This is a genomic window from Streptococcus sanguinis, from assembly GCF_013343115.1.
Classification (GTDB): domain Bacteria; phylum Bacillota; class Bacilli; order Lactobacillales; family Streptococcaceae; genus Streptococcus; species Streptococcus sanguinis_H.
Genome location: NZ_CP054570.1, coordinates 858296 through 870840, shown reverse-complemented (window position 1 = coordinate 870840; position 12545 = coordinate 858296). Strand labels below are relative to the sequence as shown.

Below are 12545 nucleotides of genomic sequence, written 5' to 3'. Positions count from 1 at the left end.
TCCTAGACAATAATCGTGCCCGTCTCAAAGACCGGACCGTCTTCACAAACGCGCTTATTGACTGACTCATCCTGACCTGCCACATGAACGACACAGGCATAGCAGGCGCCCATGCCACAAGCCATACGGGATTCCATAGAAAGATAAGCATGCGGATGGTCCTGAAACTTACGATCGACATACTGGAGCATGGCTGGCGCTCCACAGGAATAGACAGCAGCATAGTCTTGGGGCAATTTATCTACAACTGCTGATACATAGCCCTTGCGACCGTAAGAACCGTTATCCGTCGTGACAATGACTTCGGAGTATTTTTTCATTTCTGATTCCAAAATGACAGCAGCTTTATCAGCAAATCCCAATACAGCCGTCACCTGAGCACCCTTGGCATGCAATTCTTTAGCAACCTCAAGCAGAGGTGGAACACCAATCCCACCACCGATAATCAAAACTTGGTCACCTGACCTTACAGGGGTCAAATCAAAACCATTTCCCTGAGGCCCCATAACATCAAGATAAGAACCAGCAGGAAGTTGAGAAAAAATAGCTGTTCCGCCGCCTTCTATCCGATAAATAATGCGACAAGTCAGATTGTCTCGGTCAATCTCCGCGATTGAGATAGGCCGGCGCAAAAGCTTGCTGTCATCTGGTACCCGAATATGTAAAAACTGCCCAGCCTGCATCTGTGCAACCATTTGTCCCTTTAGAATCATGGAAAAAATATTAGGCGCAATTTCTACTTGCTCAAGCAGCTCCATCTGCTCCAGCATAATCTTGCCAAATCTCTTTTTACAACTATCACTAACCATGATAACCTCACTTTCTACAAGAAAAAACCTCGCCGCAGCAAGGTTTCGCAAAAAACAAGGCAGCCAATTGCCTCTTATACCGTTTTTCCCACCTTGCAGCCTCACTGGACTTGATTAAAGGTTAAATTGTAAACATTATATCGTTAGAGATGAGGAATGTCAAGGCATAAAAAAATATTAGAATTTTCATGTCACTAATGAATCGAAGCATTACCAGCTCTTGTCAAATTCGCTACTTACATCTGCTAGACAAAAGCTTCCATCCTCCTGCCTCTTGAAAATCAAAGACACTCTATCTAATTTTCGTTCAGCAGGTGGACGATGAATATTAAAATAATTCACCTGCAATGATAACGGGCTATAATCTGTATCACTTCCAGAAAAATTCATCTCTGAAGGCAGTCCAAATCGAGCAACAATCTCCTGATATGTCATTCCACCTTTTCCATATTGACTATCACCTACTGTCAATGTATCCATATCTTCTGGCTTCCACTTAAAAACAAACTCATTTTTGATAGCTGGTAGGTTATGAATGTCATCCAAGTAAACTGCCGTTTTAGTTATTAAATAGTACTTTTTTCCATTGGAATCGGGGTCATAAAAACCCAAACTGATTTCCTGAGGATGTCCTGATGAACCATATCTCGGAACATCTACAATTCTTGTCTTATAAGTTAGTGTCAATCCATTTTCGGTAAAACTCACATTTGAACCCTTACCGTATTTCGTAATAACCTCTTCCAAAGTCGGATTATTTTCCCACTCCCCGACTTTGGCTATTTTGAGTTCTACAAAATTGTCTAATGTCCAATTAAAAACAAACTTTTTTTCATCTTCCTCAACAATTTTCTTTTTCAGTTCCTTCTGTTTTTTGTCCATTTCTAACTCAGCTTCATCTTGCTGAGTAGTAGAGCTTTCTTTACTAACTGACGACACTGTCTTATTATATTTGTACTTAAGGTTGGCTCTAGGAATCTTTTGAGAAAAATAATAGAAGCCAAAGAATAAAGCAAATGACAAGGTCAAACAAAGAAGAATAAAGGCCGAATTAATCCTTTTTTTCTCCTCCTGTATGGCCATCATGCTAAGTTCTTCTCTTTTTATCTTTTGTTGTTGATAAAGTTCTTTTTTTATGGCTCTAAATGAATTAGCATCATGTTTTTTCTTGCTACTCCTTCTCAAGATTATCTCCTCTGTCTTTTTTATTTTAGTTTACTGGTTTTGTTTAGAAACCAAACGCCATGTTCCATCTTCTTGCTTATAGAATTCTAGATTGACAGACTTCAATTGTTCCGGATTTGTCAAAGAATGAGGATTATGATAAGTAACTCGCATTTGAAGTTGATTGTCCTCTCCCAAAATCGTCTGATACAGCGGCAAACCAACATTTGAAACAATCTCATCATACACCGTACCTTTGTCAGTACCTTCTCTAGCACCAATAACAAGACTATCTATATATTCTTGTGTCCATAAAAAGTTTCTATTAGGATTTTGATCCACCTTAATTTCATCACTTGCAAGGTTAGAGTGGTACTTGGAAATGAGCTTATAGACACCATCAAATTCAGCAAAGGTTAAAGAAACATAACCAAGAGCACCATCCTTCTCTTTCCAAAAAAGACGAATATGCTTTTGAATTTCATTATTTGATGAAAAATCAATCCACGAACCAGCTTCAACAGGTCTTCCAAATTCTTTTAAAACATCTTCCAAGACAGCTCCGCCTTTATCTTTGTCCATGGGTAGAGAAACTGCCTTGTCAACCGTCCAAAGAAAGGAACCACTTTTTTCTGGAGGAACTGTAAGACTTTCAGCGAATTTTTTCACTTCAGTCTTCTTATCCTCTAATTTTTTTGATGGTGAAATAATCTGACTTGACTGGCTCACCGGTTGCTTAGATTTAGTCTTTTGCGATATAGAAAGCATCAAAAAAACTGCTCCAACGATAGAAAAGCCAATAATGGATAATAGAACGAATGGTAAGAACTTAGACTTAGATGTCTCCTTCTCCAACTCAAAAGCAATATCTTCAAAAGAATCTTCTTTTCTCTTCATAACTACTCCTTTTACAGTCTAAAAATCATCATATCACGAATAACTTGAAATTGCAAAACCTGTTTCATTATAAAAGACTTGATAAAATCGCTTTATAATTCCGATAAGAATAAACTTTAAAAATGTCACTATATCCAATAGAATTGCTTTTACCATCTGTCCATTTTAATAAATTCAATTATAAAAACATGCTACCTTTCATTGATTTACCGGGAAAAAATCCCCAGTTTGTGATAAAATAGTCCTATGAGAATTCAACAGTTACACTATATTATCAAAATTGTCGAGACTGGCAGTATGAACGAAGCTGCCAAGCAGCTTTTCATTACTCAGCCTAGTTTGTCTAATGCTGTGAGGGATTTGGAAAATGAAATGGGCATCGAGATTTTCATTCGCAATCCAAAAGGAATTACCTTGACCAAGGACGGCATGGAGTTTCTTTCTTATGCCCGGCAGGTTGTTGAGCAGACTCAGCTTCTAGAGGAGCGGTACAAAAACCCTGTCGCCCACCGTGAGCTTTTCAGCGTTTCTGCTCAGCACTATGCCTTTGTGGTCAATGCTTTTGTTTCCCTACTTAAAAAAAGCGATATGGAGAAATACGAGCTCTTTTTGCGGGAAACTCGGACTTGGGAGATTATTGACGACGTAAAAAACTTCCGCAGCGAAATTGGTGTCCTCTTTCTCAATAGCTACAACCGCGATGTCCTATCCAAGATGCTGGATGACAATCACTTGATTGCCACTCATCTCTTCACAGCTCAACCCCATATCTTTGTCAGCAAGTCCAATCCACTTGCCAAGAAAAAGTTGGTCCAATTATCTGACTTAGAAAACTTCCCCTACCTCAGCTATGACCAAGGGACTCACAACTCTTTCTACTTTTCTGAGGAAATTCTCTCTCAGGAACACCATAAAAAATCTATCGTGGTCAGCGACCGTGCGACCCTCTTTAACCTTTTGATCGGTCTGGATGGCTACACGATTGCAACCGGTATCCTCAACAGCAACCTCAACGGAGATAATATCGTGTCAATCCCACTGGACATTGATGATCCGATTGAACTGGTTTACATCCAGCACGAAAAGGCTAGCCTATCCAAAATGGGAGAACGCTTTATTGAGTATCTGATTGAGGAAGTACAATTTGATAAATAAACTGCAAAAAACACCTGAAAAAGCTATCTCAGGTGTTTTTTCTATTGTTTCAACTTCCCCAACACTTCTCCAATCTTGCCCTCAATCACTAAGTCTGCCTGGCTGTCTTGAGGAATACTGGTCTTGTTGATGACGACCAGATGCTTTCCTGCAAAGTACTGGATGAGGCTGGCTGCAGGATAGACGACCAAAGAAGTACCGCCAATTATCAACAAGTCTGCTTTCTGGATAGCTTGAGCTGCCTGCTGGAAAACTTCCATATCTAGCGGCTCTTCATAGAGAGTCACATCTGGCTTGACAATACCGCCACAGTCAAGACAGTGAGGAACGGTACCCTTCAAAGCTAAAAAACCGGCCAAATCATAGAATCGCTGACAATTCAGACAGTCATTTCTATCCGCACTGCCATGAAGCTTGAGAACCTTTTTCGAACCGGCCATTTCATGCAAGCTATCGATATTTTGAGTCACCACAGCCTTGAGCTTGCTCGTCTTCTCCAAGTCTGCCAAGTAGACATGAGCAGCATTGGGCTTAGCATCCGGATAAAGCAGATACTTCTTGTAAAAGTCAAAAAACTCCTGCGGATAGCGCTCAAACATAGTGTGAGAAACCAGCTGCTCTGCTGTAAAATGCCGTCCCAGCTTGACGCTGTATATCCCATCTGAACTGCGGAAGTCCGGAATATTGGACTCCGTCGAAACACCCGCCCCACCGAAAAAGACGATATTTTGACTTTGGTCTATTAATTCTTGCAGCCTTGCAATCTTATCCATCCTGCTACTCCTTATAAGAGACTTTCTATGACCGCATTCGCTCGGTCGAAGTAAAAAGGTTTCCTCTGGTAGACAATGCCTGTCTCCTGCGCCAAATCAATCAGAAGCTCCATAAAGTGCTGAGATGAGAAACCTGTCGTCCTGTGCAATTCTTCCTCATCAAAAGGCATGATAAGATGAGCCAGTGGATTACGGACTGACTTTTCTAACTCTCTTAGCTGCTGTGCCGACTCTTTGACAGATTCAGACAAATTCAACTGCAAAATCAGCTCCGTCAAACTAGAAGAATTAACCGTGCTTTCTGCATGAAAATTTTGCAGATCAGGATTATCTGAATGTCGCATCTTTTCAAACTTCCATCGGTCGTAACTAGCCCCTCGAGAATTATGAATATAGCTGTCAATATCTGGTATTTGCATGCGAATCAGCCGCATAAAAATCCGATAAATAGCCGGACTGACTGCTCGGATAAAGTCAATCAGCTGCTCATTTCTCAGCTTGGCTTCCAGATCATACAGGTAATTGACCAACTGCTCATCCGCTTCATTTTCATGGCAAAAAAGCTGAAAATCAGCTAGGTTAGCCCCGGTGATTTCCAACTTTAGATTCATCATAGATTGGATGTTGAGCTCTCTTCGCTCCGCTAAAGCCTCAAGAAGACGGACCAAGTCAGACTGGGCACTGCTTCCTGCTCGCTCAGCTAGTTTATGGGCATAAGCATAGTCATAGCGGGAAATAGCAAAGAGAATGGCTTCTTTGACATCTACTTTCATGCTTCTGCAATCAAGGTTTCCAAACCAACCTTCATCATGTCGGTAAAGGTATTCTGACGTTCTTCAGCTGTTGTATCCTCTTCAGGATTGACCAAGCTGTCAGAAATAGTCATAATTGCCAGAGCATCTACATGGTGCTGAGCAGCCAAGTAGTACAGAGCTGCCGCTTCCATCTCCACAGCTTTGACTCCCCACTTACCAAGCTCGATGTTCTTTTCAAAGTAATTTGAGTAAAAGACATCTGACGACAAAACATTCCCAACATGGGTTGTCATACCGAGATCTTTGGCGATATGATAGGCCTTATCTAGTAAATCAAAGCTAGCGATTTGTGGAAAATCATACTGTGGCCAGTCATTGCGGATAATGTTGGAGTTAGTTGCAGCCGCCTGCGCCAGTACTAATTCACGGACATGGACATCAGCATTCAGCGAGCCAGCAGTTCCGACACGGATTAGCTTTTTCACACCGTAGTCAACAATCAACTCACGCGCATAGATAGAGATTGAGGGCATTCCCATTCCAGTCCCCATAACAGATACACGGTGCCCTTTGTAAGTACCAGTGTAGCCGAACATATTACGGACTTCATTGAAGCAAACAGCATCCTCAAGGAAATTCTCCGCAATAAACTTAGCCCGAAGTGGATCACCTGGAAGAAGGATTTTATCAGCAATCTCGCCTTGTTTAGCAGCAATATGAATAGACATAATTTATGATACAAAGAGCGACAAGAAAACGACTGAAAATTAGGAATCTGACGAGAAATCCTGATTTCTCAGTCAGATTATTTATTTTCCGAGTTTTCCGCTCGTGTTCAAATCTGAACACTTCACTCTACCTTTCTTTTTTTATTTTTATATTTCATAGCTAGGAAAAATCGTATTCAATCATGACTCCGATAATCCTACTTCATTTTTATTTCAAACAGTTATTGATAAACTGACAATAGTTTTTAATCTTTTAAGATAAATCCTTGGTTAGAAGAAACGGGCATTTCCTACCTAATTACTTTATTCTTTGACATCTTACACAGTATACTAGCCCAAGGAAAGCGGTCTAACACTTTTGCAAAACCATAAGCTAGGAAAGCTGTTACTAAGAGATACGGAAGAGAATCTAAACCTAACCCAGTGAAACCTATTACTAATCCAGTTGCAGACCAGGGAGCCCTCAAGGTCACTGATAAAAAGCAAACCGATCCCAAAAGCAAAATGCTTGACTGGCTGTCCAAACCTAGAATCATGGCTAAGAGAGCAGCTCCAGCCATCCCCAAGGCAAAAGATGGCGTAAGAGTACCACCATAGGCCCCTGCCCAAAGGATAATAAGAACGACCAATGCTTTTAGGAAAAACATGAGAAGCACTGTTTTACCATCGCTACCATTTAAAATTTCCTGAGCCATCATGCGTCCATTGCCAAGTAGATGTGGAAAGTAACTTGCCAGACCAACAAGAAACAGAAAAGCTGAGGGCAAAGTGAGAAGTATTCGTTGATCTTTTATCTTGTTTAAAGACACTTCTTTACTTAAGCAACCAAAAAGCCAAGCTAGGGGAGTTAAGAAAAGAAGTAATAAAGGGACAATCCACACTTCCTTTAATGACCATGTGATAGCTGGATGCTGGTAAAGAGCATGATCTGAAATAACCAAGCCTGCTATATAGGTAGACACATAGGTAGTCAAACCGACTAAGACAAATCGCTTGATAGATAAAGAAATTCCTAGAGTCTCAAAAACGAAGAAAACACTTGTTAATGGAACCTGATAGACAGCTGCTAAACCAGCACCAGCACCACAAGCAAGGAGAAAGATACGATCCTTCATAGACAGTATACATATTTTTCCAATTGGACCTGCAAATAGGGCTCCAATCTCTCGTGGTGCAGCTTCTTTGCCAATAGGTGCTCCCCCTCCAACTGCAATAATCTGCCAAATTGAATGAAATAGCTGTTTTAAAAAATGAAGCTTGTATTGTGAAGTCTCATCCTTCATCTGAGCTTTGATGGAATAAATCTTCGACCTTTTTTGCAAGAAGTACCAGACTAAGGACGAGCTAAGACCCACGATTATTAAACTTAGTCCTATCCGTGAGGAGGAAACTCCATCTGTCAAAAATCCATTATGATGCTCTGACTGACCAAAAGCTAGCCCTTCCGCCATCTCTAAAAGATAATGGAGAAATATACCAGATAAACCCGAAACTATTCCTTGTAGAATTACTGCTATGAATAATCTAAAATTATAAGGGATTTTTCGAAAAATTCTCCTCAATTCTATTAACATGATTACAATTCAGCAAGAGTTTCTTTAAGAAGTCGTTTGAAATCACCCTTGACACGTTCTGTTACTTCAACCACTTCCTCATGATTAAGCTCTTCTTGGAAACCAGCAGCAAAGTTTGTAATGCATGAAATTCCAAGGACTTTCAAACCAGAATGTGCTGCTACAATCACTTCAGGAACAGTAGACATGCCGACTGCATCTGCACCCAAACTCTTGTAAGCACGAATTTCAGCAGGTGTTTCATAAGTTGGTCCAGTTACACCGATATAAACACCCTCATCCAGCTTGATGTCGAGCTTATCAGCAACTTTATGAGCGGTGGCACGGTATTCTGGAGTGTAAGATTTAGACATATCAGGGAAACGCGGACCAAATTCATCCAAGTTTTCACCGATCAAAGGATTTTGACCAGTCATATTGATGTGGTCAGTGATGGCCATCAGTGTACCAGGGCCATAGCCAATACCGCCAGCAGCATTGGTCACAATGACACCTGTCGCACCAAGAGCCTTCATCACACGCACTGGGAAAGTAACGATGTCTAACGGATTTCCTTCATAGAAATGGAAACGGCCTTGCAGCGCCAAGACTTTACGTCCTGCCAAGTCTCCATAGACTAATTTACCAGCGTGACCAACAACAGTTGAGCGACCCCAGTTTGGAATATCCGCATAGTCAAGACTAACAGCATTTTTGATTTCAGAAGCCAATTCTCCCAAACCAGATCCCAAAATCAGACCAAATTCAGGTTCTGTCATACCTTTTTCTTTTAAGAAGGCTGCTGTTGCTTTGATTTTTTCTGATAAGCTTGTCATAAAATATTTTCCTCACTCTCCTATTATGCTTATACCAATTTATCCAAGAAGCTTTCGCCAATCATCGCCTTGTCCACTCCGAAGTTTTCAGCAATAGTAGCTGAGATATCCGCAAAGTGTCCGACAGGAATATGTCCATGACCGCTCAGCGATTTTCCGAAGACCAAAAGCGGAATGTATTCACGAGTATGGTCGGTTCCAGCATAGGTTGGGTCATTACCATGGTCAGCAGTAATCATGAGCAAATCATCTTCACGCATGTTTTCAATGATTTCTGGGATGCGTGCATCAAACTCTTCCAAACAATCACGGTAGCCATGTGGATCACGGCGGTGACCATAAAGAGCATCAAAGTCTACTAGGTTAGTGAATGAGAAGCCTTCTTTGAAATTCTCGTCTTTCAGAGCTTTGACCAAAGTATCCACACCATGATTGTTAGACTTATTATGTCCCATGTCATGGTTGATTCCAGCGCCGTTGAAGATGTCGTTAATCTTACCAACAGAATAAGTATCAATTCCGGCTTCATTGAGCTTGTCAAGTACAGTTGGATTGAACGGAGATACGGCATAGTCGTGACGGTTGGCTGTACGAGTGAAGTTGCCTGGCTCACCTACATAAGGACGAGCAATGATACGTCCCAGAAGCGCAGGCCGTTCCAAGGTAATAGAGCGGGCGAATTCACAAATACGATAAAGCTCTTCCAAAGGAATCACTTCTTCGTGTGCCGCAATTTGCAATACCGGGTCAGCAGAGGTGTAGATAATCAGCTCGCCTGTTTCCATCTGACGAGGGCCAAAGTCATCAATAACTGCTGTACCAGAGTATGGCTTGTTAGCCTCACGAATGACCTTGCGACCAGAAAACTCTTCAATCTGAGTCAGGATTTCTTCTGGGAAGCCATTCCAAAAAGTATCAAAAGGCTCAGTAATATTGAGACCCATGATTTCCCAGTGGCCTGTCATCGTGTCTTTTCCAAGCGATACTTCCTCCAGCTTGGTATAGTAGCCGCTAGGATTTTCTTCTTGAGGAACTGTCTTCAAAGGAGCAGGACGCTCAATATTTCCCAGACCAATCTTAGCCATGTTTGGTACATTCAGTCCTACCGTTTTGGAAATATGTCCCAGAGTATCTGAAGCACCATCTGGTACCCCTGCATTGACAAAGTTATTGGCATCTGGTGCAGCACCGATACCAACTGAGTCCATGACTACCAAGTGAATACGATTAAATTTTGGCATAAAATACCTCTTTCTATTTATTGGCCTCTAAAACTTGGAGACCCGATTTTCCAGCAACAATGACCTTGTCTACCATTTGATTAAACAATCCATGCTCCACTACTCCCACAACATGATCAAGTTCTTGTGCAAACTCAACTGGATTTTCAATCACACCTAAATCTAAGTCAATAATGAAATTCTGCATGTCTGTGACAAAGCGCTGGCCATCTTTCTCACGAAAGGCTGGCTTATATCCAGCACGCTCAAAGCGACGAAAGAGCTGTTCAGCACCATACTGAACAACTTCTACTGGTAGTTTGAAGGCGCCTAGCTTCTCTACCATCTTGCTCTCATCGACCACCCAGATATAGTGCTTGGTAGGTACCGCTACGACTTTCTCCATGAGAAGTGCGCCGCCACCGCCCTTGATACCGTTAAAAGCTGAATCAACCTCATCAGCACCATCAACAGTGACATCCACCTGATCCACATCGTCGATAGATTTGAGCGGAATACCTAATCCTTCCGCCTGTTTGCTAGTGACACTGGAAGTCGTCACAGCTGTAATCTTCAGTCCTTCTTCTTTTATACGACGGCCAATCTCTTCGACAAAATAATAAGCGGTCGAACCCGTCCCGAGACCAACTATCATCCCGCTTTGGACAAATTCAGCAGCCTTGATTCCTGCCAGTTTCTTTAGATTTTCCATAGAACCTCCTCAAATCACACTACTTTTATTATATCATGATTCTCACTAACATGAAAGTGTTTTCTTTACCAGACTTAAATTTCATTCCTTTGGCTTGATAATCGAAAGCCTTGCTCCTCCTTGATTTTTGCGTTACAATTAGAGTAATTGATTTTAAACACAAGGAAAAATGCAATATGATTACCAGAGAATTTGATACAATCGCTGCGATTTCTACACCTCTTGGCGAAGGAGCCATCGGTATCGTTAGACTAAGCGGAACTGACAGCTTTGCTATTGCCCAAAAAATCTTCAAAGGCAAAAATCTAAGCAAAGTGGAAAGCCACACGCTCAATTACGGCCATATCGTTGACCCTCAAAATCAGGAAATTCTGGACGAGGTTATGCTTGGTGCTATGCGCTCTCCCAAGACCTTCACGCGCGAGGATATCATCGAGATTAACACCCACGGTGGAATTGCGGTCACTAATGAAATCCTACAGCTGGCTATCCGCGAGGGCGCTAGAATGGCTGAGCCTGGCGAGTTTACCAAGCGGGCCTTTCTCAATGGGCGCGTGGATTTGACTCAGGCTGAGGCTGTCATGGACATCATCCGCGCCAAGACTGATAAGGCTATGAACAATGCTGTCAAGCAGCTGGATGGCTCTCTCTCCAACCTTATCAACAATACTCGTCAGGAAATTCTCAACACACTGGCTCAGGTCGAGGTCAATATTGACTATCCCGAGTACGACGACGTGGAAGAGATGACGACCCAGCTTATGCGAGAAAAAACAGCTGAATTCGAGACTCTGCTGAGCAACCTTCTCAATACTGCACGACGAGGTAAGATTTTACGCGAAGGCATTTCCACTGCTATCATCGGCCGGCCTAATGTTGGCAAGTCCAGTCTGCTCAACAATCTACTGCGCGAGGACAAGGCCATTGTGACTGATATCGAGGGGACGACTCGTGATGTGATCGAGGAGTATGTCAACATCAAGGGTGTGCCGCTCAAGCTCATCGATACCGCAGGCATTCGGGAAACCGATGACCTTGTAGAACAGATTGGAGTTGAGCGCTCTAAAAAAGCCCTGCAGGAAGCCGACTTGGTCCTCTTAGTTCTCAATGCCAGCGAGCCTCTGACGGATCAGGACAGACAATTGCTGGAAATCAGCCAAGTCAGCAATCGCATCGTCCTGCTTAACAAGACCGACCTTGAAGAAAAGATTGAGCTGGACCAGCTGCCAACTGATGTCATCAAGATTTCTGTCCTTCACAATCAAAATATCGATAAAATTGAAGAACGCATCAATCAGCTCTTCTTTGAAAATGCTGGTATTGTCGAGCAAGACGCCACCTACCTGTCAAATGCCCGCCATATCTCCTTAATTGAAAAAGCCCTAGAAAGCCTGCAAGCCGTCAACCAAGGCTTGGAAATGGGTATGCCGGTTGACCTTCTCCAAGTCGATATGACTCGCACTTGGGAAATCCTCGGTGAAATCACTGGTGACGCCGCACCAGACGAACTCATCACCCAACTCTTCAGCCAATTTTGCTTGGGGAAATAGAGAAACAAAAAGGACTGTTTTATTCAGTCCTTTTTATGATGAATAAAAACAAAACAACACAGCTCTAAAACTGTAATCTGCATCATCACTACTAGTGACGAGTTTTGGAACCATTCGAAACAACACAGCTCTAAAACTTATCTCTTTGATACATATTGCATGTATCTGTTTTGGAACCATTCGAAACAACACAGCTCTAAAACAGTTTCTGATTGAGGTAAGATATGATCTCCGTTTTGGAACCATTCGAAACAACACAGCTCTAAAACTTTGCAGCAAGAGATAGAAAAGAATTATAAGTTTTGGAACCATTCGAAACAACACAGCTCTAAAACCTCGTAGAAAAATTTTTCTCACGAAATTTCGTAATCGCGCCATTCGTCCCAGCCAGAC

At 42.1% G+C, this 12545-nt stretch carries 12 protein-coding genes; 2 read left to right on the top strand and 10 right to left on the bottom strand.

The genetic code is table 11. From position 1 onward, the window contains the following. Nucleotides 1–2 precede the first annotated feature (2 nt). From FOC72_RS04310 to FOC72_RS04300, 3 genes are all read right to left on the bottom strand, one after another. A complete protein-coding gene (locus tag FOC72_RS04310; protein WP_032914155.1) occupies nucleotides 3–809 on the bottom strand; it encodes a dihydroorotate dehydrogenase electron transfer subunit in 807 nt (268 codons plus the stop codon). Nucleotides 810–1019: 210 nt separating this feature from the next. Then, complete coding sequence (locus tag FOC72_RS04305; RefSeq protein WP_002895405.1) at nucleotides 1020–1994, bottom strand: hypothetical protein; 975 nt, start codon at nucleotides 1992–1994, stop codon at nucleotides 1020–1022. 30 nt (nucleotides 1995–2024) lie between these two features. Then, entirely contained in the window at nucleotides 2025–2870 is an 846-nt protein-coding gene (locus FOC72_RS04300) for a hypothetical protein (protein ID WP_002895404.1), read from the bottom strand. Between the two features lie 246 nt (nucleotides 2871–3116). Here FOC72_RS04300 and FOC72_RS04295 point away from each other — a divergent pair, with 246 nt between their 5' ends. Beyond that, nucleotides 3117–4025 carry a LysR family transcriptional regulator gene (locus FOC72_RS04295; RefSeq protein ID WP_002895403.1) on the top strand — a complete coding sequence of 303 codons (909 nt, stop codon included), beginning with the start codon at nucleotides 3117–3119 and terminating at the stop codon, nucleotides 4023–4025. Nucleotides 4026–4066: 41 nt separating this feature from the next. Here FOC72_RS04295 and FOC72_RS04290 read toward each other — a convergent pair whose 3' ends face one another. The 7 genes from FOC72_RS04290 to rpiA all read right to left on the bottom strand — a co-directional run bounded on the left by FOC72_RS04290 (nucleotide 4067) and on the right by rpiA (nucleotide 10602). Beyond that, nucleotides 4067–4798 carry an NAD-dependent protein deacylase gene (locus FOC72_RS04290; protein WP_002895402.1) on the bottom strand — a complete coding sequence of 244 codons (732 nt, stop codon included), beginning with the start codon at nucleotides 4796–4798 and terminating at the stop codon, nucleotides 4067–4069. An 11-nt stretch (nucleotides 4799–4809) separates the two neighbouring features. Then, on the bottom strand, nucleotides 4810–5571 hold the full coding sequence (locus tag FOC72_RS04285; RefSeq protein WP_002895401.1) for a Gbs1250 family HEPN protein: 762 nt from the start codon (nucleotides 5569–5571) through the stop codon (nucleotides 4810–4812). Further along, the gene (deoD, locus tag FOC72_RS04280; RefSeq protein WP_002895400.1) at nucleotides 5568–6281 is read right to left on the bottom strand and encodes a purine-nucleoside phosphorylase; all 714 of its coding nucleotides are present in this window, start codon (nucleotides 6279–6281) and stop codon (nucleotides 5568–5570) included. Before deoD ends, FOC72_RS04285 begins: the two co-directional genes overlap by 4 nt. A 290-nt stretch (nucleotides 6282–6571) precedes the next feature. Continuing rightward, nucleotides 6572–7855 (bottom strand): chloride channel protein, encoded by a 1284-nt coding sequence (locus FOC72_RS04275; RefSeq protein WP_002895399.1) that lies wholly within the window; start codon nucleotides 7853–7855, stop codon nucleotides 6572–6574. Between the two features lie 2 nt (nucleotides 7856–7857). After that, a complete protein-coding gene (locus FOC72_RS04270; RefSeq protein WP_002895398.1) occupies nucleotides 7858–8670 on the bottom strand; it encodes a purine-nucleoside phosphorylase in 813 nt (270 codons plus the stop codon). Nucleotides 8671–8699: 29 nt separating this feature from the next. Then, the gene (locus FOC72_RS04265) at nucleotides 8700–9911 is read right to left on the bottom strand and encodes a phosphopentomutase (RefSeq protein WP_002895396.1); all 1212 of its coding nucleotides are present in this window, start codon (nucleotides 9909–9911) and stop codon (nucleotides 8700–8702) included. Between the two features lie 13 nt (nucleotides 9912–9924). Then, nucleotides 9925–10602, bottom strand: a complete 678-nt coding sequence (rpiA, locus tag FOC72_RS04260; protein ID WP_002895395.1) for a ribose-5-phosphate isomerase RpiA — start codon at nucleotides 10600–10602, stop codon at nucleotides 9925–9927. A gap of 176 nt (nucleotides 10603–10778) precedes the next feature. Between rpiA and mnmE the strand changes: the two genes are divergently transcribed. Then, nucleotides 10779–12152 carry a tRNA uridine-5-carboxymethylaminomethyl(34) synthesis GTPase MnmE gene (gene mnmE / locus FOC72_RS04255; protein WP_002895393.1) on the top strand — a complete coding sequence of 458 codons (1374 nt, stop codon included), beginning with the start codon at nucleotides 10779–10781 and terminating at the stop codon, nucleotides 12150–12152. Nucleotides 12153–12545 lie beyond the last annotated feature (393 nt).

Bases quoted from the DNA above. Each gene is read 5' to 3' on its own strand.
- FOC72_RS04300 (WP_002895404.1), bottom strand. From the start codon at position 2,870: ATGAAGAGAAAAGAAGATTCTTTTGAAGATATTGCTTTTGAGTTGGAG.
- mnmE (WP_002895393.1), top strand. From the start codon at position 10,779: ATGATTACCAGAGAATTTGATACAATCGCTGCGATTTCTACACCTCTT.
- FOC72_RS04270 (WP_002895398.1), bottom strand. From the start codon at position 8,670: ATGACAAGCTTATCAGAAAAAATCAAAGCAACAGCAGCCTTCTTAAAA.
- FOC72_RS04265 (WP_002895396.1), bottom strand. From the start codon at position 9,911: ATGCCAAAATTTAATCGTATTCACTTGGTAGTCATGGACTCAGTTGGT.
- FOC72_RS04295 (WP_002895403.1), top strand. From the start codon at position 3,117: ATGAGAATTCAACAGTTACACTATATTATCAAAATTGTCGAGACTGGC.
- deoD (WP_002895400.1), bottom strand. From the start codon at position 6,281: ATGTCTATTCATATTGCTGCTAAACAAGGCGAGATTGCTGATAAAATC.
- FOC72_RS04310 (WP_032914155.1), bottom strand. From the start codon at position 809: ATGGTTAGTGATAGTTGTAAAAAGAGATTTGGCAAGATTATGCTGGAG.
- rpiA (WP_002895395.1), bottom strand. From the start codon at position 10,602: ATGGAAAATCTAAAGAAACTGGCAGGAATCAAGGCTGCTGAATTTGTC.
- FOC72_RS04285 (WP_002895401.1), bottom strand. From the start codon at position 5,571: ATGAAAGTAGATGTCAAAGAAGCCATTCTCTTTGCTATTTCCCGCTAT.
- FOC72_RS04290 (WP_002895402.1), bottom strand. From the start codon at position 4,798: ATGGATAAGATTGCAAGGCTGCAAGAATTAATAGACCAAAGTCAAAAT.
- FOC72_RS04275 (WP_002895399.1), bottom strand. From the start codon at position 7,855: ATGTTAATAGAATTGAGGAGAATTTTTCGAAAAATCCCTTATAATTTT.